Raw genomic sequence first — 11278 nt, forward strand, 5'->3', positions numbered from 1 at the left:
GGGCCCGCCATCGGCCTTCGCGCGCCGGCGCGTCGGCGCGCGGCTCGACACAGGGATCAAGACGCTCGACGTCTTCGTGCCGCTCTGCCGGGGCCAGCGCATGGGCGTCTTCGCGGGCTCGGGCGTCGGCAAGTCGACCCTGATGGCGATGCTGGCGCGCGGCGCTAGGGCGGATGTGATCGTTGTCGGCCTCGTCGGCGAGCGCGGCCGCGAGGTGCAGGATTTCATACAGGAGGATCTCGGCCCCGAGGGCATGGCGCGCTCGGTCATGGTCGTCTCCACCGGCGATGAGCCGCCGCTCATGCGCCGACAGGCGGCCTGGACCGCGACCGCCGTGGCCGAGCATTTCCGCGATCAGGGGCTTCAGGTGCTGCTGCTGCTCGACAGCGTCACCCGTTTCGCCATGGCGCAGCGCGAGATCGGGCTCGCGGCGGGGGAGCCGCCGACGGCCAAGGGCTACCCGCCCACCGTCTTCGCCGAGCTGCCGCAGCTCTTGGAGCGCTCCGGCCCCGGTGCCGAGGGGCAGGGCGACATCACCGGGCTCTACACGGTGCTGGTCGATGGCGACGACATGAACGAGCCGGTGGCCGACGCGGTGCGCGGCGTGCTCGACGGGCATGTGGTGCTCGACCGCGCCATTGCCGAGCAGGGGCGGTTTCCGGCCGTCAATATCCAGAAAAGCATCTCGCGCATGCTGCCCGCCTGCCATTCGCCCGCCGAATACGCGGTGCTGCAGGCGGCAAGGCGCAGCCTCGCGCGGCACGCCGACATGGAGGAGTTGATCCGGATCGGCGCCTACAAGCAGGGCTCCGACGAGGAGGTCGATGCCGCGATCCGATTTGCCGGACCCGCCGATACCTTCCTGAGCCAGCGCAAGGGCGACAGCATGATCGCCGACGAAAGCTTTGCCGAGATCTACCGCATGCTGAGCGAGGCGGGGATCAACGTGGCCCTGCCCAAGGCCCCCACGCCGCCGCAGCCCCTGCGCCGCGCGCCCGGCTGAGGGGGCTTTCGCCCGCGCCCGCGCAGGGCTAGAGAGGTCCGCTCGGACCGGCCCGGCGGGGCCATTCACGGCGGAGACCTGACATGACCCCCATCGCCTGCGGCATTGATTTCGGCACCTCCAATTCCACCGTGGGGCTTGGCGACGCGCGCGGCGCGCGGCTCATCGCCGTCGAGGGCGAGGAGACGACCATTCCCAGCGCCGTGTTCTGGGAGGTGGACGATCCCGCCCCGATCTTTGGCCGCGCCGCGATTGCGGCCTATGTCGAGGGCGAGGAGGGGCGGCTCCTGCGCGGTCTGAAAAGCACGCTGGGCTCCTCGCTCATCACCGAGCGCACCGCAATCGGCCGCCGCTCGGTGAGCTTCGTGGAGATCCTCGGGCATTACATCGGCCATCTGCGGGCGCGGCTCGATGCGGTGGCGCCGGGGGTGGAGCGCGCGGTGCTGGGCCGCCCGGTGCATTTCGTCGACGACGATGCGGCGGGCGACCGCGCGGCGCAGGACGCGCTGGAGGAGATCGCACGCGGCGCGGGCTTCGCGGAGGTGGGCTTTCAATACGAGCCGATCGCGGCGGCGCTGCATTACGAAAGCGGGATTTCCGCCGAAGAGCTGGTGCTGATCGTCGATATCGGTGGCGGCACCTCGGATTTCTCGGTGGTGCGGGTGGGCCCCGACCGCATGTCCCGCGGGGATCGCGCGGACGACATCCTTGCCAACGACGGCATCCGCGTGGGCGGCACCGATCTCGACCGGCTCCTGAGCCTCGCGGCCGCCATGCCGCACTTGGGCCTCGGCAGCCCGATCCGCGGTGGCAAGGGCGACATGCCGCGGCATTACTACGTCGATTTCGCCACATGGCACCGGATCAACCGGCTCTACGCCGCCCGCGCCCTGTCGGATCTCAAGGCGCTGATGCGCGAGGCCGACGCGCCGGAGCTGGTCGGGCGGATGGTCCGCGCGGTCGAGGACCGGCGTGGCCATGCGCTCGCCATGGCGGTCGAGGGGGTGAAGATGGATCTGTCGGGCGCCGAGGCCGCGCGGCTGGAGCTGAAACCGCTGGTCGGCGGGCCGAACCCGGTGGTGACGCGCGCCGCCTTCGAGGAGGCGATCGCGGCACCTTTGGAGCGGATCGGCGCGCGGATCGGTGCGGTGCTGGATCAGGCCGGGATCGGGGCCGAGGCGATCGGCACGGTCTTCATGACCGGCGGCTCGTCGCGCCTGCCGGTACTGCGCGCGCTGGTGGCCGAGCGTCTGCCGGGGGCGCGGATCGCCACGGGCGACATGCTGGGTTCGGTCGGCACGGGGCTCGCGCTGGAGGCCGGCCGCCGCTTTGGCTGAGGAACGCAAAAGGCCCGGGCGATCCGCCCGGGCCCTTGCTTTCGTGATGCCGCGCTTCAGAGCGGCCGCTTGAGCCACTTCGAGATCACGCCGACGATGCCTTCGCGGAACAGCAGCACGCCGAGCACGAAGATCACGCCCTGGATCACCGTGACCCACGCGCCCATGGAGGCGAGGTAGTTCTGCATCGTCACCACGATGGTCGCGCCGAGGATCGGCCCGAACACCGTGCCGACCCCGCCCAGCAGCGTCATCAGAACCACTTCGCCCGACATGGACCAATGCACGTCCGTCAGAGAGGCCAGCTGGAACACTTGGCTCTTGGTCGCCCCGGCCAGACCGGCGAAGGCGGCCGAAAGCACGAAGACCATGAGCTTGTAGCGGTTGACCCTGTAGCCCAGCGAGATCGCGCGCGGCTCGTTCTCGCGGATCGCCTTCAGGACCTGCCCGAAGGGCGAATGCACGATCCGATAGAGAAACAGGATGCCGCCGAAGGTCACCGCGAGCACGAGGTAGTAGAGCGCCTCGTTGCTGTCGACGGGGAAGATCCCGAAGAGCGAGCCGCGCGGCACCGACTGGATGCCGTCCTCGCCGCCGGTGAAATCGGCCTGTAGCGCGAAGAAGTAGAACATCTGCGCGAAGGCCAGCGTCACCATGGCGAAGTAGATCCCCTGCCGCCGGATCGCCAGCGACCCGATGGCAAGCCCGAGCAGGGCGGCGGCCAGCGTGCCGACGAGGATCGACAGCTCCGGCGTCAGCCCCCAGACCTTGGAGGCATGGGCGGCGACGTAGGAGGCCCCGCCGAAATAGGCGGCATGGCCGAAGGAGAGGAGCCCGCCGAAGCCCAGAAGCAGGTTGAAGGCCGCGGCGAAGAGCGCAAAGCACATCACCTTCATCGCGAAGACCGGATAGACCAGCAGCGGCAGCACCGCGAGCAGCACGAAGAGCACAGCGAAGATCGCCATGTGCAGCTTGGGCATGCCGGCGGTCGCCGGGCGGCGCGCGTTCGGCGCGGGCTGGATGTCGCTGACGCTCATCAGTTGTTCCTCCCGAACAGGCCCTCGGGCTTGATCATCAGCACGATGGCCATGATCACGAAGATGACGACCGCCGAGCCCGCGGGGTAGAACACCTTGGTCAGCCCCTCGATCACGCCAAGGCCAAAGCCGGTGACGATCGCCCCCATGATCGAGCCCATGCCGCCGATCACCACGACGGCGAAGACGACGATGATCAGATCCGCGCCCATGTTGGGGTTGACCGAGTAGATCGGTGCCGCCAGCACGCCGGCAAAGCCCGCCAGCGCCACGCCGAAGCCGTAGGTCAGCATGATCATCAAGGGCACGTTGATGCCGAAGGCCCCCACGAGAGTCGGGTTCTCGGTCGCGGCGCGCAGGTACGCGCCGAGCCGCGTCTTCTCGATCACGAACCATGTGCCGAAGCAGACCACGACCGAGGCCACGACCACCCAGCCGCGATAGTTGGGCAGGAACATGAAGCCCAGGTTCTGCCCGCCCGAAAGCTGGCTCGGGATCGAGTAGGGCAGGCCCGAGATGCCGTAGTAATTGCGAAACAGCCCCTGGATGATCAGGGCGACGCCAAAGGTCAGCAAGAGGCCGTAGAGATGGTCGAGGTGATACAGCCGCCGCAGCGCCAGCTTTTCGAGCACCACGCCCGTCGCGCCGACGATCACCGGCACGAGGATCAGCGCCCACCAGTAGTTGATGCCGAGGTATTCGAGCAGCATCCATGCCACGAAAGCGCCGAGCATGTACTGCGCGCCATGGCTGAAATTGATGATGTTGAGCAGGCCGAAGATCACCGCCAACCCGAGCGACAGGACCGCGTAGAACGACCCGTTGATCAACCCGAGCAGGAGCTGCCCCATCAGAACCTGCGGCGGTATGCCTAGGAGTTCGAACATGCCTGTCCCGTTGTTTTGAGTGGCCCCGAAGGGCGGGGTGGGCGCGCCTCGTGCGGCGCGCCCGGTCAGTCGTCAGCCTTCATTGGCGAAGGCGCAGCCCGAACCTTCCATCGGCAGGAAGGCTTCCTCGCCGGGAATGGTCGAGACATGCTTGTAGAGATCCCACTCGCCGGTGGACTCGTCGGGCGTCTTCACCTCGTAGAGATGCATGTCGTGGATCACCCGGCCGTCCTTGCGCACGTAGCCCTCGCCGAACAGCGGATCGTCGAACTCGTTGGCCTTCATCCATTCGGCCACGACGTCGCCATCGGTCGAACCGGTGGCCTCGACGGCCGCTAGGTAGTGCATGGTGCCCGAGTAGACGCCGGCATGGACCATGGTCGGCTTGGAGCCGAACTCCTCCTCGAAGCGGGCCGACCATTCGCGGGTTTCATCGTCGTGATCCCAGTAGAAGGCCTCGGTCAGCACGAGGCCCTGCGCCGTCTCGGCGCCGAGCGCGTGCACGTCGGTGATGAACATCAAGAGCGCTGCGAGCGACTGGCCCGACTGGGTGATGCCGAACTCGGCCGCCTGCTTGATGGCGTTGACCGTGTCGCCGCCCGCGTTGGCGAGGCCGATGACATCCGCGCCCGAGGCCTGCGCCTGCAGCAGGAAGGACGAGAAGTCGGTCGCCGGGAAGGGATGGCGCAGCGAGCCCACGACCTCACCGCCCGACTCCTCGACGATCTTCATCGTCTCTTCCTCGAGCGAATGGCCGAAGGCGTAGTCGGCGGTCAGGAAGAACCACTTGGTGTCGCCGCGCTCGGTCACGGCGCCGCCGGTGCCCTTGGCGAGAGCGGCGGTGTCGTAGGTCCAGTGGATCGTGGTCGGCTGGCACTGCTCGCCGGTGAGCTGGGTCGAGCCCGCGCCGCTGTCGATCAGGATCTTGTTGGCCTGCGCGGTGATGTCGGCCACGGCGAGCGCGGTCGAGGAGGTCGGCACGTCGAGGATCGCGTCGACGCCGTCCTGGTCGTACCACTGGCGCGCGATGTTCGAGGCGATGTCGGGCTTGTTCTGGTGGTCGGCCGAGATCACCTCGACGTTCATGCTCTTGTCGGCGGCGCCGAAATCCGCGACCGCCATGCGCGCGGCGACGACCGAGCCCTCGCCCGAGAGGTCGGCATAGACGCCCGAGCGGTCGTTGAGCACGCCCAGGGTGACATCCATGCTGTCCTGGGCCATGGCCGGCAGGCCGAAGGATGCGACAGTGAGCGCACCAAGTACCGTTTTCTTCATGTTTTCCTCCCATTGGACGGCGCTTTTGATGCGCCTTATGAAGTCTTCAGACGCCCAGATAGGCGTGCAGCTTGTCGATGTTGGCATCGAGCTCGGCGTTGGGGATCATGTCCACCACGCGGCCCTGATCGACGACGTAGTGACGGTCCGCGACCGAGGCCGCGAAGCGGAAGTTCTGCTCGACCAGCACGATGGTGAAGCCCTCCTGCTTGAGCTGGCGGATCGTCGCGCCGATCTGCTGGACGATGACGGGGGCAAGCCCCTCGGTCGGCTCGTCGAGCAGCAGAAGCTTGGCCCCGGTGCGCAGGATGCGGGCGATGGCGAGCATCTGCTGCTCGCCGCCCGAGAGCTTGGTGCCCTGGCTGCGCTTGCGCTCCAGAAGGTTGGGAAAGAGCTCGTAGATCCGCTCGACCGACAGGCCGCCCTCGGCGATCTTGGGCGGCAGCATCAGGTTTTCCTCGACATTGAGCGAGGAGAAGATGCCGCGTTCCTCGGGGCACAGCGCGATGCCGAGCTTGGCGATATGGCGCGGCTCCATCCCAATCGTCTCCGCGCCGCGCATGGTGACCGAGCCCTTGCGCTTCGACAGGATCCCCATGATCGCCAGCAGGGTCGAGGTCTTGCCCGCGCCGTTGCGGCCCAGAAGCGTGACGACCTCGCCCTCGCGCACCTCGAAATCGACACCGTGCAGCACGTGGCTTTCGCCGTACCAGCCCTGCAGCCCCTCGATCCTGAGAAGCGCGTCGCCGCTGGCGGCAGGGCTGTGGGTCATGGTCGCGGTCTCAGTCATGTCCGGCTCCGATATAGGCGTCGATCACCTCGGGGGATTTCGACACGGCCGCGTAATCGCCCTCGGCGAGGATCTCACCTCGCGCCAGAACCGTAATCTTGTCAGATAGATCGGCGACGACCTTCAGGTTGTGCTCCACCATCAGGATGGTGCGGTTCTTGGCGATCCGCTTGATCAGCTGCGAGGTGCGTTCCACGTCCTCCTGGCCCATCCCCGCCATCGGCTCGTCAAGCAGCAGCATCGCCGGGTCGAGCGCCAGCGTCGTGGCGATCTCCAGCGCACGCTTGCGACCGTAGGACAGCTCGCCCGCGCGGGTGTCGGTGAACTCCGACAGGCCGACCGCGTCGATATGCTCGCGCGCCTCGTCGTCGAACTGGGTCAGCCCGCGCTCCGAGCGCCAGAAATCGTAGCTGTCGCCCCGCTTGCGCTGCAGCGCCACGCGCACGTTCTGCAGCACGCTGAGGTCGGGAAACACCGCCGAGATCTGGAAGGAGCGCACCATGCCGAGCCGGGCGATGTCGGCGGGGGCCATCCTGGTGATGTCGCGCCCGTCATAGGTGATGGTGCCGCGCGTCGGCTGCAGGAACTTGGTCAGCAGGTTGAAGCAGGTGGTCTTGCCCGCGCCGTTGGGCCCGATCAGCGCGTGGATCGAGCCGCGCTCGACCGCGAGGTCGACCTTGTTGACGGCGACGAAACCCTTGAATTCCTTGGTAAGCCCTTCGGCCTTGAGAACGGCGTCCATCAAAGACCGCCCCGCATGCGCGGATCGGCCAGCGTGATCATCGTCACGGCTTTCCTCCCAATCTTGCCCCGCCTCCGTTTCTCCCCGGGCGGCTTTCAGTGAGGCTAGGCAACGCGCGGGCGAGCTGTCAACTGCCGCATGGTCCCTCATGCCGCAGACGCAAGGTAAACGTGCTGCTGCGCAGAAAACGGACAGTCAAATGCCACGGATCGGGGCGGTTTTTCGAATGCCGCGCCGCAGGCAGGCGTTGCGGCGAAGGGGCCGGCCATGCCATGACGGCGCGCAAGGCAATTTCACAGGAGGAGGGGGAGATGCGCGCGCTCGCGGCGGTCGTCACCGCCATATCGGCCCTGAACCGCATCATCGGTCACGTCTTCTCGTGGCTCGCGCTCGGGATCGTCATCGTCTGCTTCACCGTGGTGGTGCAGCGCTACGTCTTCGCCATCAGCTACGTCTGGATGCAGGATCTCTACATCTGGCTCAACGGCGCGATGTTCACCGCCGTGGCGGGCTTTGCGCTCCTGCGCGACGATCACGTCCGGGTCGACATCTTCTACCGTCCCGCCCCGATCCCGCGCAGGGCGCTGGTCGACCTGATCGGCGTGGTGCTGTTCCTGATCCCCTTCTGCGTCGTGGTCTATCTCTACGCCATGCCCTTCGTGCAGCGGTCCTGGGGCTATCACGAGGCCTCGGCCAACATCGGCGGCATGCCGGGGCTGTTCATCCTGAAAAGCTTCATCATCGCCTTTGCCGTGCTGGTGGGGCTGCAGGGGCTCGCCATGGCGGGCCGTTCGATCCTGACGCTGGCGGGGCGCGACGCGCTGCTGCCCGAGCGGCTGCGCTACAAGCTCGACATCGACCACATCACCGAGGCCGCCGAATAACATGGACCTGACACTCATCGGAGAGATCCTGTCGGGTCTCATGTTCTTCGGCATCATCGGTTTCTTGATGATGGGCTTTCCCGTGGCCTTCACGCTGGCGGGCGTGTCGCTTCTGTTCGGTCTCGTCGGCTGGGCGGTCGGCGTGTTCGACCCGTCGAACTTCGGTAGCCTGCCGGGCCGCTACATCGGCTTCATGTCGAGCGAGGTGCTGGTCGCGGTACCCTTGTTCATCTTCATGGGGGTGATGCTGGAGCGCTCGCGCATCGCCGAGCAGCTCTTGCTCACCATGTCGAAGCTGTTTGGCAACCTGCGCGGGGGCCTCGGCCTTTCGGTCGTCATCGTCGGGGCGATGCTCGCGGCCTCCACCGGCGTCGTGGGCGCCACGGTGGTCACCATGGGCCTCATTTCTCTGCCCGCCATGCTGCGCGCGGGCTATGACCCCAAGCTCGCCACGGGGGTGATCTGCTCGTCGGGCACGCTAGGCCAGATCATCCCGCCCTCGACGGTGCTGATCTTCATGGGCGACATGCTGTCGGGCATCAATTCCCAGGTGCAGATGGAGAAGGGCAACTTCGCGCCCACCCCCGTCTCCGTGGGCGATCTTTTCGCCGGGGCGCTGCTGCCGGGCGTCATGCTGGTCGGGCTCTATTCGCTCTGGATCATCTTCAAGGCGATCACCGATCCCGAAAGCTGCCCGGCGACGCCGGTACCGGCCGAGGAAAAGCGCGGGCTGTTCAAGGAGGTGCTGGTGGCACTTCTGCCGCCCTTGCTGCTGATCATGGCGGTGCTGGGCTCCATCCTCGGCGGGATCGCGACGCCGACGGAGGCGGCCTCGGTCGGCGCGGTCGGCGCGATCCTTCTTGCGGCGCTGCGCTGGCGGCTCAGCCCGCGCGTGCTGCACGAGACGGTGGTCGCCACGGCGACGATCACTTCGATGGTCTTCATCATCCTGTTCGGCGCCTCGGTCTTTTCGATCGTCTTCCGCCTGATGGGCGGCGACAACCTCGTCCACGAGTTCCTGACCAACCTGCCGGGCGGCACGGTGGCGGCGGTGATCGTCGTCATGGCGATCATGTTCGTGCTGGGCTTCATCCTCGACACCTTCGAGATCATCTTCATCGTGATCCCGATCACCGCGCCGATCCTCCTTGCGCTCGATGTCGATCCGATCTGGCTCGGCGTGCTGGTGGGGATGAACCTGCAGACCTCCTTCCTGACGCCGCCCTTCGGCTTCGCGCTGTTCTACCTGCGTGGCGTGGCGCCTTCGAGCCTGCCGACCTCGGCGATCTACCGCGGCATCATCCCCTTCGTGGTGCTGCAGATGATCGGCATCGCGATCCTCTTCGTCTTTCCGCAGATCGTCACCTGGCTGCCCAAGGTGCTCTGAACACCGAAGACCCGGTCAAACGGAACGAAAAAGCCCGGATCCTTCGATCCGGGCTTTCTCTTTTCGTAAGGTGTTTCCGGTCACATGTCGAAATACTGCTGGCGCGCGCGGATGAAGTTGGCATCCGCCGTCTCGCCCTTGCTGCGCAGAAGCTTGAGCGAAGAAATGAAGCTCTCGGTGGTGCGCTTGGTGAGGTCGTCGCCGCTCTCGCGCAGCTCGGTCAGAACCTCCGCGGCCGCGCCGGCCGCCGCTTCGAGCACCTCCTCGGGGAACTGGCGCAGCTGCACGCCATGCTCCTGCTGCAGCGTCTGCAGCGCGCGCGGATCATTGGCGGCGAAGTCCGAGGCGACCATGTCGTACTCGGCCTGGGACACGTCGCGGATGATCGCCTGCAGATCCTCGGGCAGCTCGGAATATTTCGCCTTGTCGACGACGAGCTCGGTCGCCAGCCCCGGCTCCACGAAGGAGGGGAAGTAGTAGTTCTTGGCCACCTGGTGGAAGCCCAGCGCGAGGTCGTTGTAGGGGCCGACGAACTCGGCCGCGTCGAGCGCGCCCGACTGCAGCGCCTGGAAGATCTCGCCCGCGGCCATGTTGGTCGCGGTGACGCCCATCTTCTCCCAGACCCGGCCGCCGAGGCCCGGGGTGCGGAAGCGCAGGCCCTGCAGATCGTCGAGGCCGTTGATCTCGTCGCGGAACCAGCCGCCGGCCTGGGTGCCGGTGTTGCCCGAGAGGAAGCCCTTCACGCCGAACTGGTCATAGACCTCGTCCCACAGCTCCTGGCCGCCCATGTGGCGCATCCAGCCCGCCAGCTCGGTCGAGGTCATGCCATAGGGGACGCCGGTGAAGAAGTTCAGCGCCGAGGACTTGTTCTGCCAGTAATAGGCCGCCGAATGCGACATCTCGGCGGTGCCGTCGATCACCGCGTCGAGCGATTGCAGCGGCGGCACCAGCTCGCCCGCCGAATAGACCTGGATCGTCAGCCGGCCGCCCGAGGCGGCGGTGATCCGGTCGGCGAGGCGCTGGGCGCCGACCCCGAGGCCCGGGAAGTTCTTGGGCCAGGTGGTGACCATGCGCCAGGTGATGTTGCCCTGCGCCACGGCGGGGGCGGCGAGTGCGGCAGCGCCGGCACCCAGACCGGCCTTGGTGATGAACGAACGACGATCCACGCGTCTCTCCCTGTTGTCTCTCGTGTCCCGCGCCCCCCTCCGGGATGCGGGCCCTCGGGCGAATAAATCCGCGCGGCGCGGGCTTGTCCAGCCTCGCGCGCGCGGCGCGCATCGGCGGCCCCCTGCCGTGCCGCGGCGAAGCTGTTGACGGCCATGGGCAAATCGATTCATGTCCGACCGAGCGCAGGAGAGAACGGATGACGAACCCAGACACGCGGCTCCCGGTCCTCGCGCCGCGCATTTCCATCGAGATCGACGCGGTGGCGCGGTTCGGCCTCGCCACGGCGCAGGCCCGTTCGGCGGTGATCCGGTCGCTCGCGCTCCATCACGCGGGCGAGGCGGCGATCGAGGGGGCCGAGCTGCATCTTTGGTCCGAACCGGAGGTGCTGCGCCCGCGCCAGTGGCGGATCGAGCGGATCGCACCGGGCGCGCGGCTTGCGATCGACGATCTCGCCGTCGCGCTCGATCCCGTGCCGCTCGCCACGCTGGAGGCCGCCGAGCCCGCCATGCTGAAGCTGGAGCTGCGCCAAGGCGGACAGGTGCTGGCCCGCGCCGCGCAGGCCGTGACGCTTCTGGCGCGCGACGAATGGGGCGGCCTGGGCGAGATGGCGCATCTTCTGCCCGCCTTCCTGCGCCCCGACGCCGCGGTGGCATCGGGGCTGGTCGAGGAGGCCGCGGCGCTTCTGGCGCAGGCGGGGCGCGGGGTGGCGGACGGCTACCGCGCGCAGGACCCGGCGCGGGCCTGGATGCAGGCAGCGGCGGTCTGGTCG

10 protein-coding genes and 1 pseudogene are annotated in these 11278 nt (G+C 67.5%); 5 read left to right on the forward strand and 6 right to left on the reverse strand.

Annotated elements, in window-relative coordinates; translation table 11 throughout:
* A partial coding sequence (locus tag NHG85_RS16640) for a FliI/YscN family ATPase (RefSeq protein WP_253334484.1) occupies positions 1-1003 on the forward strand: 1003 nt, incomplete at its 5' end.
* An 83-nt stretch (positions 1004-1086) separates the two neighbouring features.
* Positions 1087-2340, forward strand: a complete 1254-nt coding sequence (locus tag NHG85_RS16645; RefSeq protein WP_253334486.1) for an Hsp70 family protein — start codon at positions 1087-1089, stop codon at positions 2338-2340.
* A gap of 56 nt (positions 2341-2396) precedes the next feature.
* Here NHG85_RS16645 and NHG85_RS16650 read toward each other — a convergent pair whose 3' ends face one another.
* From NHG85_RS16650 to NHG85_RS16670, 5 genes are all read right to left on the reverse strand, one after another.
* Positions 2397-3377 (reverse strand): branched-chain amino acid ABC transporter permease, encoded by a 981-nt coding sequence (locus NHG85_RS16650; RefSeq protein ID WP_253334488.1) that lies wholly within the window; start codon positions 3375-3377, stop codon positions 2397-2399.
* A complete protein-coding gene (locus NHG85_RS16655) occupies positions 3377-4264 on the reverse strand; it encodes a branched-chain amino acid ABC transporter permease (RefSeq protein WP_253334494.1) in 888 nt (295 codons plus the stop codon). Before NHG85_RS16655 ends, NHG85_RS16650 begins: the two co-directional genes overlap by 1 nt.
* A 72-nt stretch (positions 4265-4336) precedes the next feature.
* Positions 4337-5539: an ABC transporter substrate-binding protein gene (locus NHG85_RS16660; protein ID WP_253334495.1), complete on the reverse strand. Its 1203-nt coding sequence runs from the start codon at positions 5537-5539 to the stop codon at positions 4337-4339.
* A gap of 46 nt (positions 5540-5585) precedes the next feature.
* Positions 5586-6311 carry an ABC transporter ATP-binding protein gene (locus NHG85_RS16665; protein WP_253334504.1) on the reverse strand — a complete coding sequence of 242 codons (726 nt, stop codon included), beginning with the start codon at positions 6309-6311 and terminating at the stop codon, positions 5586-5588.
* Between the two features lie 10 nt (positions 6312-6321).
* Positions 6322-7071 (reverse strand): ABC transporter ATP-binding protein, encoded by a 750-nt coding sequence (locus NHG85_RS16670; protein ID WP_253334499.1) that lies wholly within the window; start codon positions 7069-7071, stop codon positions 6322-6324.
* A gap of 311 nt (positions 7072-7382) precedes the next feature.
* Between NHG85_RS16670 and NHG85_RS16675 the strand changes: the two genes are divergently transcribed.
* Together NHG85_RS16675 and NHG85_RS16680 are read left to right on the forward strand one after the other, a co-directional pair.
* Positions 7383-7955, forward strand: coding sequence for a TRAP transporter small permease subunit (locus NHG85_RS16675; protein WP_253334501.1), 573 nt, complete (start codon positions 7383-7385; stop codon positions 7953-7955).
* Position 7956: 1 nt separating this feature from the next.
* Positions 7957-9342 (forward strand): TRAP transporter large permease, encoded by a 1386-nt coding sequence (locus NHG85_RS16680; RefSeq protein ID WP_253334503.1) that lies wholly within the window; start codon positions 7957-7959, stop codon positions 9340-9342.
* 80 nt (positions 9343-9422) lie between these two features.
* Here NHG85_RS16680 and NHG85_RS16685 read toward each other — a convergent pair whose 3' ends face one another.
* Positions 9423-10508 carry a TRAP transporter substrate-binding protein gene (locus NHG85_RS16685; RefSeq protein WP_253334512.1) on the reverse strand — a complete coding sequence of 362 codons (1086 nt, stop codon included), beginning with the start codon at positions 10506-10508 and terminating at the stop codon, positions 9423-9425.
* Positions 10509-10705: 197 nt separating this feature from the next.
* On the opposite strand from NHG85_RS16685, the pseudogene NHG85_RS16690 reads away from it, so the two are divergent.
* Positions 10706-11278: pseudogene (locus NHG85_RS16690) on the forward strand (DNA helicase); the annotation flags it as partial.

The sequence above is a fragment of the Limimaricola litoreus genome (genome assembly GCF_024159025.1).
Taxonomy (GTDB): domain Bacteria; phylum Pseudomonadota; class Alphaproteobacteria; order Rhodobacterales; family Rhodobacteraceae; genus Limimaricola; species Limimaricola litoreus.